Source organism: Delftia sp. NA_296.1, assembly GCF_052692095.1.
The window spans coordinates 288,002-302,871 of record NZ_JBQZGF010000008.1 but is presented as its reverse complement, the minus strand read 5'-3'; the positions used below and the strand labels follow the sequence as shown (position 1 = coordinate 302,871).

Below are 14,870 nucleotides of genomic sequence, written 5' to 3'. Positions count from 1 at the left end.
AGAAGCTGATCATGAAAAAAGTCCTGATTGCCAACCGTGGCGAGATTGCTGTCCGCATCGCCCGCGCCTGCGCCGACTACGGCGTGAAATCCGTGGCCGTCTACGCCGATGCCGACATCGACGCCCTGCACGTGCGCATGGCCGACGAGGCCTATGGCCTGGACGGCGAGCGCCCGGCCGACACCTACCTGAACATCGCCAAGCTCATCGCCATCGCGCACAAGAGCGGCGCCGACGCCGTGCACCCCGGCTACGGCTTCCTGTCCGAAAGCGAAGCCTTCGCGCGCGCCGTGCTGGATGCGGGCCTGCGCTGGATCGGCCCCACGCCCGAGACCATCGCCAAGCTGGGCGACAAGGTCGAGGCGCGCAAGATCGCCCTGCAGGTCGGCGCTCCCCTGGTGGCCGGCACGCCAGACCCCGTCAAGGATGCCGGCGAAGTGCTGGCCTTTGCCCAGCAGCACGGCCTGCCCATCATCATCAAGGCCGCCTTCGGCGGCGGCGGGCGCGGCATGAAGATCGCGTGGCGCATGGACGAGGTGGAGGAACTCTTTCACTCGGCCGTGCGCGAGGCCGTCACCGCCTTCGGCCGCGGCGAATGCTTTGTCGAGCAATTCCTGGACCGCCCCCGCCATATCGAGGCCCAGGTGCTGGCCGACACCCACGGCAACGTGGTCGTGCTGGGCACGCGCGACTGCTCGCTGCAGCGGCGCAACCAGAAGCTGGTGGAAGAGGCCCCGGCGCCCTTCCTCAGCGACGAGCAGCGCGCCCGCATCCACAGCTCCGCACGCGACATCTGCGCGGCGGCCGGCTACGTCAGCGCGGGCACGGTGGAATTCCTGTTGAGCCAGACGGGCGCCATCTCCTTCCTCGAAGTCAACACGCGCCTGCAGGTCGAGCACCCCGTGACCGAGCAGACCACGGGCGTGGACCTGGTGATCGAGCAGCTGCGCGTGGCCGACGGCCTGCCCCTGTCCATCACCGAAACCCCGGCGCCGCTGGGCCACTCCATCGAATTCCGCATCAACGCCGAAGACGTGGGCCGGGGCTTCCTGCCCACGCCCGGCCCCGTGGTGCGGTTCGATCCGCCCTCGGGCCCCGGCGTGCGCCTGGACACGGGCGTGCAGACCGGCTCGGTCGTGCCCGGCAGCTTCGACTCGCTGATGGCCAAGCTCATCGTCAGCGGCGCCACGCGTGAACAGGCCCTGGCCCGTGCCCGCCGCGCGCTGGCCGAGTTCCGCATCGAAGGCCTGTCCTCCGTCCTGCCCTTCCACCGCGCCGTCATCGGCCATGCCGACTTCGTGGGCAACGACGGCTTCAAGGTCCACACGCGCTGGATCGAATCCGACTTCGCCGAACCCCTGGCCGCCGCCGTGCGCGCCGAGCCGCTGCCCGACGCCAGCCTGGTGCGCTGCGCGGTCGAGATCGACGGGCGCCGGGTGTCGCTGGGCCTGCCTGCGGTGCTGCTGCAGGGGCTGGCATCGGCTGGCGGCGGTGTGGCTGCCGCGCCGGCTGCCGAATCTGCCGTGGACCCCGCTGCCGTCACCTCACCCATTGCAGGCAATCTGCATGCGTGGAAGGTGGCGGATGGCGATACCGTCAAGGAGGGCGATGTGATTGCCGTCATGGAGGCCATGAAGATGGAGATGCAGGTGACTGCGCATCGCAGTGGGGTGGTTGCGTTGGTGGCTGAGGCGGGGAAGGCGCAGGTGCTGGGGGCTGTGATTGCTCGGATTGGCTGATTTCTGGTTGACCTGTTTTTGATTTTGTTGTGCCTCTGGCGGCGGGAGCCGGGTTTCGGCCCGGCGGCCGACCTACTTTCTTATCGCGCGATAAGAAAGTAGGCAAAGAAGCGCGCCCCAAACTGCCCACGACCCTTCGCTTCGCTGCGGGCGACCTGCGTTGGGCGGGATGCGGGGTGTGCCGCAGAACTCGCTGCGCGCTGGCGCGCTTCGCTCAAACAACTGCGGCAAGTCAGATGACGAAGCAGCCCTGTCCTTCGGCAGGGCTGCCACCCCGCATCCCGCCCAACGCAGGCGTGGGCAGAAGGGGGGAGGCTGGGGAACAGCCAATAGCCAATAGCCAATAGCCGACTGCCGGAAATGCAAAACAGCCGATGCGCCATTGTTGCGCTCGGCTGTTTTTCGTGGGCTGAGGCTACTGCTTCAGGCCTCGGGCTTGGCGGTGTTGCGCAGGAGATAGATCTCGTCTTCCACGTAGGTGGCCAGCCGCTCGGCGCTGTGCTGGATGGTGCGCAAGGCGTTGGTCACCACGTCCGTGTCGCGCAGGCCTTCGGGCGATAGCAGCCATGCCTGGGCGAGCTGGGAGATGGAGGAGATCTCGTTGCAGCCCATCTGGACCATTCGGTTCACCTCGGTGATGGAGAAGTTCAGCTGCGTGGTTCTGGCGCTGGTGGATCGTGTTTCCTGCTTCATGGCCTGGCCCTGCAGGTGACGGTAACCAGGATGGGACATATGGCGTGCATGGTTTCGCTCTCCTCTGTGAGATGGAAGCCACCCGCTTTACGTTTTGAAGCGCGAAGAAGGTGGACGGGATGTTCAAAACACGTACAGAGCCGTGCGGACGCCCTTGCGGGTAGCCCCATCCCGTCCGTAACCGCAGGGACGTGGGCAGGCACCCACGGTCCGATGATCCAGACGTGACAAGGCCTCGCTGACGGGGAGGCTGCACCGCTCTATAAAGGTGTTTTGAAGCACCAGCCCCTGAACAGGGGGCCGGTCGAAATGATAGATGCTTTGGACGACGAGCGCGCCCAAAAAATGGCCGAGCGAAGCGAAGGCCCGAGCCAACTCCCCGTATGTCAGCGCCTGCGGCGTGGCGGTTGCGGGGTTGCAGTCCTGCCGAAGGACAGGACTGCTTCGTGATCTGACTCGCCGTGATGTTTGAACGTAGCGCGCAGCGCGAAGTGAGTTTCACGGCGAACCCCGCAACCGCCACGACGCAGGTTGCCCGCAGCGAAGCGGAGGGTCGCGGACATTCGGGTCGCCTTCTTTGATCTGACCTTTCTTGGCGAATCAAGAAAGGGCAGTCGGCCGCCGGGCCGAGACCCGGCCTCGAAAAACAACCACCCGGCAGGGGCAGAAACGAGCAACAGCAGGGGAAGGACGCGTTCAAGACTCCTTGAACAACCTCCCCCCCACAAAATCCACAAACGCCCTCACCTTAGGCGACAACTGCCGGCTCGACGCCCACAACGCCGAAAACTGCCCCGTGTGCGTCAGCTCCTCCGCCAGCACCCGCTGCAGTTCGCCACGCCCCAGTGCATCGCGCGCCAGGAAGTCCGGCATATAGGCCAGCCCCATGCCCGCCACGGCCGCGCCCAGCATGGCTTCCATGTTGTTGCAGACCAGGGCGGCGGGCAGGTGGGGCGGCATGCCGGGCAGCACCCATTCCTCCAGCTTGCCGCTGCTCAGGAAGCGATAGCGCAGGCAACTGTGCTGTGCCAGTTCGGCGGGGGATTGCGGTATGCCCCGTGCCGCCAGGTAGTCGGGCGAGCCGGCCAGGATGAAGCGGAACGGCCCCAGCCGGCGCGCGACCAGGCGCGAGTCGGCCAGTTCGCCGCTGCGGATGACCACGTCCAGGCCGGCCTCGACCACGTCCACCAGGTGGTCGTTGAAGTCCAGGTCCAGGTCAACCTCCGGGTACAGGGCCTGGAACTCGGGCAGCACGGGCAGCAGGAAGCGGTAGCCGATGGTGGGCAGGCTCACGCGCAGCCGTCCGCGCGGCGCCTCGGCGGCGGACTGCATGGTGGCGCGCGCATCGTGCAGTTCATCCAGGATGCGGCGGCAGCGCTCATGGAACAGTGCGCCTTCCTGCGTGAGGCGCACCTGGCGCGTGGTGCGCTGGAACAGGCGCAGGCCCAGTTGCTGTTCCAGCCGCGCCACGTTCTTGCCTACGGCTGAGGCCGAGATGCCCAGGGCGCGCCCGGCCTCGGCAAAGCTCAGCAGGTCGGCTGCACGCACAAAGGATTCGAGTCCGCTGAAGCTGTCCATGTCGATTGCCAACCTTGGGTTGGGAGTGTGGGGAGTCTGGCGCCTATTTTCACGGCATTGCAGCGCTTTTATCGTTCATGCATGCTTGGCCATATGCGGCCGGGAAATTGCGAAAGCCTTGCCAACCATGTCCTCCTGCCTGACTTCTTCCCGCGCACCGGGTGCGCTCCACGGCACAGCGCGACCGCATGCGTCCCCGGTCTGGGTGCTGTTGTCGGTGTGCCTTGCGGCGCTGGCGATGCCGCTGAGCTTTACCGGGCCGGCCGTGGCCCTGTCTGCGCTGCGCGAGGCGCTGGGCGGCGGGCCGCTGGCGCTGAACTGGGTGACGAATGCCTTCATGCTGAGCTTTGGCGCCACGCTGATGGCGGCCGGCGCGCTGGCCGATCTGCACGGGCGGCGGCGCGTTTTCCTGGCCGGGCTGGGCGTGGTGCTGGCCAGTGCGCTGGCCCAGGCCTGCCTGGGCGGGCAGGGGGCCATTGTCGTGTTCAACCTGCTGCGTGCGCTGCAGGGCCTGGGCGCGGCCGCCGCGCTGGCGGGCGGCACGGCGGCGCTGGCCCAGGTGTTCGATGGAGCGGGGCGCATGCGCGCCTTCAGTGGCGTGGGCACGTCGTTCGGCGTGGGCCTGGCCTTCGGGCCGTTGCTGTCGGGCTGGTTGCTGGGCGTGGCGGGCTGGCGCGGCGTGGTGCTTTGCGTGGCCGCCGTGGCGCTGGCCGCGCTGGTGCTGGGGCTGCGCTGCATGCCTCAGTCGCGCAACCCGAAGGCGCAGCGGCTGGACCGGGCGGGTGCGCTGCTGTTCACCGCAGCCCTGGCGCTGCTGACCTGGGGCGTGCTGCAGGGGCCGGAGGCGGGCTGGTCCAGCGGGGCGGCGCTGCTGCCGCTGGCCGGTGCCGCGCTGGCGCTGGCGGCCTTTGTGGCCGTGGAGCGGCGCGTGCAGCAGCGCACGGGGCAGCCCATGCTGGACCTGTCGCTGTTTCGCTATCCGCGTTTCGTGGGCGTGCAGTTGCTGGCGGGTGCTCCGGCCTATGCCTTCGTGGTGCTGCTGGTGCTGCTGCCGGTGCGCTTCATCGGCGTGGAGGGCATGGGGCCGCTGCAGGCGGGGCAGCTGATGTTTGTGCTGTCCCTGCCCATGCTGTTCGTGCCGTTGCTGGCGGGCTGGCTCACACGCTGGATCTCGGCCGCGCTGCTGTGCCTGGCGGGGTTGCTGGTGTGCGCGGCGGGCCTGCTGTGGCTGGGCGGGTGCGCGCCGGGCACGGCCTTTGCGCAGATGGCGCCCCCGCTGCTGCTGATCGGCCTGGGCATCGGGCTGCCCTGGGGTTTGATGGATGGCCTGGCCGTGAGCGTGGTGCCCAGCGAGCGCGCCGGCATGGCCACGGGCATTTTCAGCACGGTGCGCGTGGCGGGCGAAGGCATGGCGCTGGCGCTGGTGGGCGCGGGGCTGGCTGCATTGCTGGCATGGCGTCTGTCGGCCCTGGCAGCTCAGGCGCCCCAGGCGGCGCAGGCGGTGCATGCCACCGGCCGCGCGGCGCAGTTGCTGGTGACGGGGAACATCGCCGAGGCCATGGCCCTGCTGCCCGGCCTGTCTGCACCCGCCGTGCTGGCGGCCTATGGCCAGGCCTTTGGCACCTTGCTGGATGTGCTGGCAGGCATCACGGTGCTCACGGCGCTGGCGGTGTACGGGTTCCTGCGTGCCGGGGCCCCCACGGATACCGGTACGGGCACGGACATGGCACATGCCTGACAATCGCGGGTTTCACTCAGCCGCCAGCCGCTTTTCGCCATGTCAGAGGAATCCCAGAACAACGCCCCCCAGACCCCCTATGAATGGATCGGCGGCGAGCCCAGGGTGCAGGCCCTGGTGGACCGTTTCTACGATCTCATGGACCTGGAGCCCGGCTATGCCGAACTGCGTGCCGCCCACGGCAGCACGCTGGCCGATGCGCGCCAGAAGCTGTTCTGGTTCCTGTGCGGCTGGCTGGGCGGCCCCGACCATTACCAGGAACGCTTCGGCCACCCGCGCCTGCGCATGCGCCACATGCCGTTTTCCATCGGCATCCTGGAGCGCGACCAGTGGGTGGCCTGCATGGACCAGGCCATGGGCGAGACCGGCGTGCCCGAAGAGCTGCGCGTGCGCCTCAAGGCCAGCTTCATGAACACGGCCGACTGGATGCGGAACCGGTAGCAGGTGGCTGCCCCCGGCGCTGCTGAAAAAAAGGGCCGGCCCCCTGCAGGAGGCCGGCCCAAGCAGCAATCTGTTGGGGTTCAGAGCTTTTCGTCGCGCATGTAGTACCAGTGGTACAGGAACCGCTGCCCCAGCCGGCGAAACGGCGCAAACGCGGGCGAGCGCACCATGTTGAAGACGTTCGGATACTCCAGCTCCGAGTTGTAGATGGGCAGCTCGAAGGTCTTGCTCTGGCGCCCCGCGATGCGCTCGGCCATGCGACGGCCCGCGTGGGCCGAGAAGGAGACGCCGTTGCCGCCATAGCCCACGGCGTAGAAGATGCTCTGGGCCGGATCGGGCTGGAAGACGCGCGGCATCATGTCGTGGCTCACATCGACCCAGCCCCACCAGGAGTAGTCGGTGGTGATGCCCTTGAGCGCCGGGAACTTGCGGTGCAGGCCGTCCACCAGCTTGGCCATGTGGATGGGGTTGGGCGCATCGGCACCCGTGACGGCGCTGCGGCTGCCGATCTGCACGCGGTTGTCGGGCAGGCGGCGGTAGTAAAAGCGCAGCGTGCGCGTGTCGGTGATGACCTGGGTGGTCTTGAAGCCCGTGGCCTCCAGCTCCTGCTCGGTCAGCGGCCGCGTGACCAGCGAGTTCGAGAGGATGGGCATGATCTTGGAGCGCAGGCTGCCATGCAGGGCGTTGCTGGTGTAGCCGCCCGTGGCAAAGCCCACGGCGCGCGCCCGCACGGTGCCGCCGGGCGTGCGCAGGTGGTGCACGCCGTTGCGCGTCTCGACGCCCAGCACCGGGCTGGCCGGGTGCACCTTGACGCCCAGCTCCCGCGCCTTGCGCAGGTAGCCGAAGGCCAGCTTGAGCGGGTGCACGCCGATGCCGTCGGGCTCGTGCATGGCGCCGTGGCTGTCGGCGTCGTTCACATAGTCGCGGCGCAGCTCCTCGGGGCTGAGCATGCGGGCGTCGTAGCCGAAGACCTCGCGCATGATCTGGGTCTCGTTGCGCAGGAAGTCGAGTTTCTTTTCGCGGTGGGCGATGTAGAGGTGGCCGCCGGGCTGGGGCTCGCACTCGGGGAATTCGGCCACCAGGTCCTTGAAGGTCTGGAAGCCCTCGCGGATCTCGGCGTCGAGCTTGAGCGCCACGTCCTTGCCCCAGCGCGCGATCCATTGCGAGCGGTACAGGCGCCCGCTGGCGTTCTGGCCCTGGCCGCCATTGCGGCTGGTGCAGCCCCAGGCGGTCTGGTTGGCGTCCAGCACCACGGCGCGTATGCCGTGTTCGCGCGCCAGGAACAGGGCCGTGGCCAGGCCCGTGAAGCCCGAGCCGACGATGGCCACGTCCACGTCCATGTCGCCGGTGACCGGGCCGTCATCGTCTGGCGGTCGTCCCGCCGTGCCGACCCAGTAGGTGGGCGCATAGCCCGTGCCGTGGCCCGGGTTGGCGGCCACCAGCGGGTCGTACTGAGGATCGTAGGGACGCAGGTGGCTGGGGCGGATGTCCTCGGCTTTCATGGCGGATGTCTCCTGGTGCGGCGGTTTGGGATCTGCCGCTTTTTGCTATGGATTCGGTGGAATGGGGCCAATGCCGGCAAGCCCTGCAAGGCGGTGCGCCGACGATGGAATCAGCATAGCCAGCAGGCCATGGAGCCAGTTAGCGCCACAGCCCAGCTTTCGATAGAGCCAGTGGCGGCCGGTGCGCGCGCCTGGACCTAACGATTGATGGCATCTGGTTCTAACGGGTCCGTGTGCCTGCTACCTACCATGGCCCATCGACATTTCGATGACGCGGCGCGGCGGCCCTGCCCGGGGCCCGGCGCCGTGGTACCCACCACAGACAAGGAGACAGCATGAGCGCAGACACCAACCCTCCGGATGCCCAGTTCCTGGCCCGCTTTGCCGAGGCCTGGAACCGCCACGACATCGAGGCCCTGATGGGCTTCATGGCCGATGAGTGCGAGTTCCACGCCGTGGCCGGGCCCGATCTCATGGGCCGCAGCTTCGTCGGCCGCCAAGCGGTGCGCGAGGGTTTCCAGATGGCCTGGCAGGCCTTCCCCGATGCGGCCTGGCTCGATGGAGACCATTTCGTGCAGGGCGACCGTGGCGTGTCCGAGAGCACCTTCAAGGGCACCAAGGCCGACGGCCTGCGCGTGGAAGCGCGCATGGTGGATGTCTTCACCTTCAAGGACGGAAAGATCGCCGTGAAGAACGCTTTCCGCAAGGACCGCCCGCCGGTGGCGGCCGCCTGACGGCGCGGGGCCTTGCGGCCCCGTGCCACCGGGAACACCGGATACGCCACGGCAAGGCGCGCACCTGCGCAGCCACCACAACAGAGCATCAGCCGTGGCGCCTGAACGCAACAGGAGACAAGACATGATCGGACATCAGCAAGCCTCTTCGCCGGGGCTTTCACACGGGCTCAAACAGCGGCACATGACCATGATCGCCCTGGGCGGCGTCATCGGCGCCGGGCTGTTCGTGGGCAGCGGCGTCGTCATCAAGTCGGCCGGGCCGGCCGCGATTCTTTCCTTCCTCATCACGGGCCTGCTCGTGGTGCTGGTCATGCGCATGCTGGGCGAGCTGGCCTGCTCCATGCCCGGCGGAGGGTCCTTCTACGAATATGCGCGAGAGGCCTGGCGCGACCGCCCCGGCGTGGGCCGGCTGGCAGGCTTTCTGACGGGCTGGATGTACTGGTACTTCTGGGTCATCGTCGTGGCGCTGGAGGCCGTGGCCGGTGCCGACCTGGTGCGCTACTGGCTGCCCGATGTCCCCAACTGGAGCATCAGCCTGGTGCTGCTGGTGATGCTGACGCTGACCAACCTGGTCTCGGTGAAGTCCTTTGGCGAGTTCGAGTTCTGGTTCGCCTCCATCAAGGTGGCGGCCATCGTGGTCTTCCTGTTCGTGGCCGGCGTCTACGTGCTGGGCCTGACGCCTGCGTCGCAGGGCATGCACTTCGGCAACCTCACCGGCAATGGCGGCTTCATGCCCAACGGCATCGTGCCGGTGCTGACCGGGGCCGTGGCGGCCACGGGCTTTTACTTCGGTGCCGAAATCGTGACCATTGCGGCGGCTGAAACTGCCGAGCCGCAGAAGGCCGTGGCCAAGGCCACCAGCTCGGTGATCACGCGCGTGCTGGTGTTCTATGTGGGCTCCATCTTCCTGGTAGCCTGCCTGGTGCCCTGGAACGCGGTTGGCATCGCCACGCCGTATGTGAGCGCACTGAACACCATGGGCGTGCCGGCTGCCGCGCAGATCATGAACGCCATCGTGCTGACGGCCGTTCTGTCGGCGCTGAACTCGGGGCTGTATGCATCCTCGCGCATGCTATTCGCGCTGACGCGGCGCGGCGATGCGCCCCAGGCGCTGGCCAAGGTCAGCCGCAACGGCGTGCCCACGCGCGCCATCCTGGTGGCCACGGTGTTCGGCTACGGCGCCGTGGTGATGTCCTATGTGTCGCCCGACAAGGTGTTCGCCTTCCTGGTCAATTCCTACGGCACGGTGGCGATCTTCGTCTACATCCTGATCGCCATCTCGCAGCTGCGCCTGCGCTCCCGCCTGGAGCGTGAGGCGCCGCACCTGCTCAAGGTGCGCATGTGGTGCTATCCGTACCTGACCTGGTTCGCCATCTTCGGCATGCTGTCCATCGTCATCGCCATGGCCTTCATCCCCGAGCAGCGCACACCGCTGGCGCTGGGCGTGGCCAGCCTGTGCATCCTGCTGCTGGCCTATGGCGTGCGGCAGTTCCTGCAGCGTGGCGTGGCGCCGGTGGTGTCCTCGCTGTCCGAGGCCGCGCAGCCCGAGCCGCAGAAGTACTGACCCAGGGGCGGCGGGACCGGCAGTGCCGGTCCCGGCCATTCCTTGCGTTACTTCTCGGGCTGCTCCTCACGGATCGCATCGGCCAGGGCCTTCACGCCCTGGCCGATGTCGTTGGCGGGTATGGACTGGTAGCCCATGCGCATGTAGCTGCCGGGCGTGCCCGGGCGGGCGAAGAACACATCGCCGGGCTCGATGAGCACGCCGTGCGCTGCGGCGCGCTGCGCCAGGGCTTCGACAGGAATGTGGTCGGGCAACTGCACCCAGCACGAGCCGCCGCCGCGCACGGGCGTGATGCGGCAGCCGGGGGCATGCTCGGCCATGGCGGCCGTCAGCGCCGCGTGCCGCTCCTTCTGCGCCTGGGCCAGGCGCCGCTGCTGGGCCTCGTAATGGCCCAGGGAGATGAACATGGCCAGCGTGCGCTGCACGAAGGTGGCAGGGTGGCGGATCATGAGCCGGCGCAGCGCGCGCAGTTCGCGGATCAGCTCGGGCGCGGCCACGATGTAGCCCACGCGCAGGCCCGGCGCCAGGCTCTTGGACAGGCTGCCCACGTAGATCACGCGGTTGCTGCGGTCCAGGCTCTTGAGCGCCGGGATGGGCTGGCCGTCGAAGCTGCTCTCGCTCTCGTAGTCGTCCTCGATGAGGATGATGTCGTGCGCCTCGGCCATCTCCAGCAGCGCCTCGCGCCGCGCCAGCGGCATGGTCACGCCCGTGGGGCATTGGTGGCTGGGGGTCACGTAGAGGTAGTCGAGCTGGCGCAGCAGCGGCGTGACCGGCAGGCCCTGGCCGTCCACCGGCAGCGGGATGACCTGGGAGGTACGGCTGCTGAAGATGTTGCGCGCGTCGGGGTAGCCGGGCTCCTCGATGCCCACGGCCGTGCCCTCGCGCATCAGCAGGTCTGCCACCATGTAGAGGGCGTGCTGCGCACCCACGGTAATGATCAGCTCGTCGGCCGAGGCCCAGACGCCGCGCCTGGGCAGGATCTTGGTCTGCACCTGCTGGATCAGCATCTCGTCGTCGCGCGCGATCTGGTCGGGCGCCCACTGGCGTATGTCCAGCACGCCCAGGGCCTTGAGGCAGCATTCGCGCCAGGCGGCCGTGGGAAACAGCTCCTTGTCGAACTGGCCGTACAGGAAGGGATAGGGGTAGCGCTGCCAGTCCTCTTCCTTGACGATGCTGCGCTGCTGGCTGGGCAGCAGCCACAGGCGCCGCGACCAGTCGGTGCGGCGGCCTTCGCCAGGGGTGCTGCTGGCCGCAGCGCCGCCCGGCGTGCGCCCCTTGAGTACGTCGGGATGGATGAAGTGGCCCTTGCGCTGGCGGCTCAGCAAAAAGGCTTCCTCGGCCAGCTGCTGGTAGGCCAGCACCACGGTGATGCGCGCCACGCCCAGGTGGCGCGCCAGCTCGCGGCTGGAGGGAATGGATTCGCCGGGTGCGAGGATGCCCGAGAGGATGGCATCGACCAGCATCTCGCGGATCTGGCCCTGCAGGCTCAGGGAGGGGCGGGCGCTGCGGCGAAACAGCTGCCCCCACATGGCGCCCTCGGGCGGTTGCGGCTGCGTGGCCGCGCGCTTGTCTGTCATGTCTTGTCGTTCCCGCCGCTGCAGCGGGCCGCTCGCTGTGTTTGTCTCCCGCGCAGGTGCAGGGCAGGGCCTGCATCCGCGACCGGCCAATATAGGCCAGCGCGGTGCGTCACGGGGCCCGGAGTTTGCGATGGTTGCAATTTTTGCGGAGAGGCCGGAAATTGATATACAATCGTTGTCTTGGCGGCTGTAGCTCAGCTGGATAGAGTACTTGGCTACGAACCAAGGGGTCGTGGGTTCGATTCCTGCCAGCCGCACCAAAACGACAAGCCTCAGAACTGCAAAGTTCTGAGGCTTTTTCGTTTGTGCCGCAGTTTGTGTTGAGGTTTGTGCGGCGTCTTCGCCTGCTGCGGTGATCTGTGTGAAGATCGGCTCCCTATGAGCAAGGCTTTCACCAAGGAATCCGACGGCGACGACGATGATGAAGTCGGCCTGCCGCCCTTGCCGCCGGGCGGCAAGAACTACATCACGCCCCAGGGCTTCGCGCGGCTGAAGACGGAGCTGCTGGACCTGATCGACAACGAGCGCCCGCGCATCGTGGAGATCGTGCACTGGGCGGCCAGCAATGGCGACCGCTCCGAGAACGGCGACTATCTCTACGGCAAGAAGCGCCTGCGCGAGATCGACCGGCGCATCCGCTTTCTGACCAAGCGGCTGGAGATCGCCGAGGTGGTCGATCCCTCCGTGCATGCCGGCAGCGAGCAGATCTACTTCGGCGCCACCGTCACCTATGTCGATGACGAGGGCGAGGAGCGCACCATCACCATCATGGGCATCGACGAGGCCGACAGCGCACGCCAGCAGGTCAGCTGGATCGCACCCGTCTCGCGCGCCCTGCTCAAGGCCCGTGTGGGCGACGAGGTGGCCCTGCCCACACCCGCAGGCGTGCGCACGCTGGAAGTGCTGGAAGTCACCTACCCGGAGCCGGGCAGCGCCGCCGGGTGAGCGTTCAGGGCTGCAGTTTCTGCAGCAGCTCCAGCGTGGGATAGCCATCGGCCACCAGGCCCTGGCTTTGCTGGAACTGGCGCAGGCCCGCGCGCGTGGCCGGGCCCATCACGCCATCGGCCGTCCCGGCTGAAAATCCCCGTTCGTTGAGCGCAGCCTGCAAGGCGCGCAACTGGTCGCGCGACAGCGGTGCCAGATCGCGCGGCCAGGCCGCCTGCACGCCCGGGCCCCCGGCCAGTTGCTGCGACAGCAGGCCTACGCCCAACGCGTAATTCACGGAGTTGTTGTAGCGCAGGATGGTGCGGAAATTGGCACCCACCATGAAGGCCGGCCCGCGCGCGCCGGCCGGTGCGATCACGCTGGCATCGGCCATGGCGGGCAGGGCGGAGCCGTCCACGGCCTGCACGCCCTCGGCCGCCCATTGCGCGCTGTCCTGGCGCACGCTGGTCTCGGCGCGTGCATGGTCAAAGCCTGCCGGCAGGCGCACTTCCACGCCCCAGGGCTCGCCCGTCTTCCAGCCCGAATGGGCCAGGTAGTTCGCCGTGGAGGCCGTCACATCGGGCAGGCTGCCCCAGATGTCGCGGCGGCCATCGCCATCGGCATCCACCGCATAGGCCAGGAACACGGAGGGCAGGAACTGCGTGTGGCCCATGGCACCCGCCCAGGAGCCGATCATGTGGGCCGCATCGATATCGCCGTTGTCGATGATGCGCAGGGCTGCGAGCAGCTCCTTTTGCGCCCAGGCGGCGCGCCGGCCGTCGAAGGCCAGCGTGGCCAGCGCATCGACCGTGGGGAAGTTGCCGAAGTTGCTGCCGAAATTGCTTTCCATGCCCCAGATGGCGGCGATCACCTCGGCCGGCACGCCATAGCGCTGGCTGGCCGACTGCAGCGGTGCAGCCGCTTCGCGCAGCTTGGCGCGGCCCTGGGCAATGCGCTGGGCCGATACGGCGCTGTCCAGGTACTGCCAGGGTGTGCGTGTGAATTCAGGCTGCGAGCGGTCCAGCTGCACCGCGCGGCGCTGCAGCCGGGCAGGCTCCAGTGCGCTGCGCACGGTTTTCTCCGAGATGCCGGCGTCCAGCGCCTTGCGCGCGAAATCTCGCTTCCACGCTTCGAAGCTGGTGGCTTCGGCCTGCTGGGCGGCATCCGGCGCGGTGGCCGGTTCGGGCTGCACGGGCGCGACAGGCGCCGTGGGGGCGGGCATGGAGGGCGGCACCGTGACCGGCGCAGGCGCCGGCCGGGACGCGCAGCCGGCCAGCAGCACGGCGGCCAGGGCGGTGGCCAGGGCGGCACGGTTGAGCGCGGCGGGATGGCGGGCGGTGGGAAAAGCTTGGGCAGTGGCGTGTGCGGCGGCTTGGGCGGTGGCGTGTGCGTGGTGCATCCGGCCATTGTCTCCGCTGCGCCCCGGCTCGGAGTGCAACACGGTGTTTCTGCATTGGGCGCGTGGGGCCGCTATGCTGTGCGGCCATGACTGCCATCGCCCCGCCGCCATCACCATCCCCGGTTCTGCACGATGCCGGGCTGGCCCTGCGCGCCTTGCTGCCGCCCGGCCGGCGCTGGCTGGTGCTGACGGGCGCGGGTTGCAGCACGGGCTCCGGCATTCCGGACTACCGGGATCTGGAAGGCCAGTGGAAACGCCCCCAGCCAGTGACGCTGCAGGCCTTCATGGGCAGCCATGCCACGCGCCAGCGCTATTGGGCGCGCAGCCTGCTGGGCTGGCCCGTGATGGCGCAGGCCAGGCCCGGCCAGGCCCACGCGGCACTGGCGCAGTTGCAGCAGCGCGGATGGATCGAAGGCCTGGTCACCCAGAATGTGGACGGCCTGCACACGGTCGCGGGCAGCGATGGCGTCATCGACCTGCACGGACGCATCGCCGCCGTGCGCTGCATGGGCTGCGGCGCCGGCATGGAGCGCGCCGTGCTGCAGGCCATGCTGCTGGAGCGCAACCCCGGCTGGGCCAGCCTGAGCGCCCAGGCCGCGCCCGACGGCGATGCCGATCTGGAGGGGCGCGACTTCAGCCGCTTCGACGTGCCGGCCTGCCCGCACTGCGGCGGCGTGCTCAAGCCCGACGTGGTGTTCTACGGGGAGGGCGTGCCCAGCCAGCGGGTGCAGGCCGTGCGCGCCATGCTGCAGCAGGCCGGCGGGCTGCTGGTCGCCGGTTCGTCGCTGATGGTGTATTCAGGCCTGCGCTTCGTGCATGAGGCCGTGGCCCAGGGCAAGCCGGTGGCCGCCATCAACCAGGGCCGCATGCGCTCCGAGGATTTGCTGGCCCTCAAGATCGAGCAGGACTGCGGCCCGTTTCTGCAGCAGCTGGTCCAGGACCTGGCGCAATGAAAAAGCCCCGCAGGAGCGGGGCAGT

At 68.4% G+C, this 14,870-nt stretch carries 12 protein-coding genes and 1 tRNA gene; 8 read left to right on the top strand and 5 right to left on the bottom strand.

The annotated features are described in order from the left end of the window. Nucleotides 1–11 precede the first annotated feature (11 nt). Nucleotides 12–1,739: an acetyl/propionyl/methylcrotonyl-CoA carboxylase subunit alpha gene (locus tag ACUTR7_RS20845; RefSeq protein ID WP_315530804.1), complete on the top strand. Its 1,728-nt coding sequence runs from the start codon at nucleotides 12–14 to the stop codon at nucleotides 1,737–1,739. 423 nt (nucleotides 1,740–2,162) lie between these two features. Here the strand turns inward: ACUTR7_RS20845 and ACUTR7_RS20840 are convergent, their stop codons facing one another. Together ACUTR7_RS20840 and ACUTR7_RS20835 are read right to left on the bottom strand one after the other, a co-directional pair. After that, entirely contained in the window at nucleotides 2,163–2,471 is a 309-nt protein-coding gene (locus ACUTR7_RS20840; RefSeq protein WP_230356511.1) for a hypothetical protein, read from the bottom strand. A gap of 657 nt (nucleotides 2,472–3,128) precedes the next feature. Next, the gene (locus ACUTR7_RS20835) at nucleotides 3,129–4,010 is read right to left on the bottom strand and encodes a LysR substrate-binding domain-containing protein (protein WP_445609725.1); all 882 of its coding nucleotides are present in this window, start codon (nucleotides 4,008–4,010) and stop codon (nucleotides 3,129–3,131) included. A gap of 205 nt (nucleotides 4,011–4,215) precedes the next feature. Here ACUTR7_RS20835 and ACUTR7_RS20830 point away from each other — a divergent pair, with 205 nt between their 5' ends. Together ACUTR7_RS20830 and ACUTR7_RS20825 are read left to right on the top strand one after the other, a co-directional pair. Further along, nucleotides 4,216–5,748, top strand: coding sequence for an MFS transporter (locus tag ACUTR7_RS20830; RefSeq protein ID WP_445609753.1), 1,533 nt, complete (start codon nucleotides 4,216–4,218; stop codon nucleotides 5,746–5,748). 39 nt (nucleotides 5,749–5,787) lie between these two features. Continuing rightward, nucleotides 5,788–6,189 carry a group II truncated hemoglobin gene (locus ACUTR7_RS20825; RefSeq protein WP_016450756.1) on the top strand — a complete coding sequence of 134 codons (402 nt, stop codon included), beginning with the start codon at nucleotides 5,788–5,790 and terminating at the stop codon, nucleotides 6,187–6,189. An 80-nt stretch (nucleotides 6,190–6,269) separates the two neighbouring features. Here the strand turns inward: ACUTR7_RS20825 and ACUTR7_RS20820 are convergent, their stop codons facing one another. Then, on the bottom strand, nucleotides 6,270–7,691 hold the full coding sequence (locus ACUTR7_RS20820; protein ID WP_445609724.1) for an NAD(P)/FAD-dependent oxidoreductase: 1,422 nt from the start codon (nucleotides 7,689–7,691) through the stop codon (nucleotides 6,270–6,272). 335 nt (nucleotides 7,692–8,026) lie between these two features. Between ACUTR7_RS20820 and ACUTR7_RS20815 the strand changes: the two genes are divergently transcribed. After that, complete coding sequence (locus ACUTR7_RS20815; RefSeq protein ID WP_013803799.1) at nucleotides 8,027–8,425, top strand: nuclear transport factor 2 family protein; 399 nt, start codon at nucleotides 8,027–8,029, stop codon at nucleotides 8,423–8,425. 124 nt (nucleotides 8,426–8,549) lie between these two features. Beyond that, complete coding sequence (locus ACUTR7_RS20810; RefSeq protein ID WP_012203946.1) at nucleotides 8,550–9,992, top strand: amino acid permease; 1,443 nt, start codon at nucleotides 8,550–8,552, stop codon at nucleotides 9,990–9,992. Nucleotides 9,993–10,039: 47 nt separating this feature from the next. Here ACUTR7_RS20810 and pdxR read toward each other — a convergent pair whose 3' ends face one another. Further along, nucleotides 10,040–11,569 carry a MocR-like pyridoxine biosynthesis transcription factor PdxR gene (pdxR, locus tag ACUTR7_RS20805; RefSeq protein WP_280048446.1) on the bottom strand — a complete coding sequence of 510 codons (1,530 nt, stop codon included), beginning with the start codon at nucleotides 11,567–11,569 and terminating at the stop codon, nucleotides 10,040–10,042. A 183-nt stretch (nucleotides 11,570–11,752) separates the two neighbouring features. Between pdxR and ACUTR7_RS20800 the strand changes: the two genes are divergently transcribed. Continuing rightward, a tRNA-Arg gene (locus ACUTR7_RS20800) sits at nucleotides 11,753–11,829 on the top strand. A gap of 118 nt (nucleotides 11,830–11,947) precedes the next feature. Further along, a complete protein-coding gene (greB, locus tag ACUTR7_RS20795; RefSeq protein ID WP_013803797.1) occupies nucleotides 11,948–12,514 on the top strand; it encodes a transcription elongation factor GreB in 567 nt (188 codons plus the stop codon). Nucleotides 12,515–12,518: 4 nt separating this feature from the next. On the opposite strand, the gene ACUTR7_RS20790 is transcribed toward greB, so the two are convergent. Beyond that, on the bottom strand, nucleotides 12,519–13,892 hold the full coding sequence (locus ACUTR7_RS20790) for a lytic murein transglycosylase (protein ID WP_445609723.1): 1,374 nt from the start codon (nucleotides 13,890–13,892) through the stop codon (nucleotides 12,519–12,521). 86 nt (nucleotides 13,893–13,978) lie between these two features. On the opposite strand from ACUTR7_RS20790, the gene ACUTR7_RS20785 reads away from it, so the two are divergent. After that, nucleotides 13,979–14,845, top strand: a complete 867-nt coding sequence (locus ACUTR7_RS20785; protein ID WP_445609722.1) for an NAD-dependent protein deacetylase — start codon at nucleotides 13,979–13,981, stop codon at nucleotides 14,843–14,845. Nucleotides 14,846–14,870: the final 25 nt, after the last annotated feature.